The 295-nt window shown below is 53.9% G+C and carries 1 protein-coding gene; it reads right to left on the bottom strand.

All coding sequences use genetic code 11. From position 1 onward, the window contains the following. On the bottom strand, positions 1–295 hold a 295-nt coding region (locus AB9F29_RS22205; RefSeq protein ID WP_369757289.1), incomplete at both ends, for a lysophospholipid acyltransferase family protein.

Genomic DNA, 295 nt, shown 5'->3' on the forward strand with positions numbered 1-295 from the left:
GGGGATCATCGGCAGATCATATTTAAGCGCAAGCTGGGCGGCAGACAGGGATGTGAGGGCATCAAGGCCAAGAAACGGTAGGCGCACGCCCTCCGAGTATTTTTCATCAAACAAAATGGAAACAATACCGCCATCGCGCACATGCCGCACGAGGGCTTTTGTTCCTACACGGCCCGTGGCAAAAATCGGCTTCCCGCCAGCCTCAATACCAGCGAGGATACGCCGTTCATAATGGCTGTTATTTTGGGGACGATAAACGGCTCCGCTCTCAAGTCCGTGCATTTTGATCACGGCA

The sequence above is a fragment of the Falsihalocynthiibacter sp. S25ZX9 genome (assembly GCF_041205405.1).
Taxonomy (GTDB): Bacteria; Pseudomonadota; Alphaproteobacteria; order Rhodobacterales; family Rhodobacteraceae; genus Falsihalocynthiibacter; species Falsihalocynthiibacter arcticus.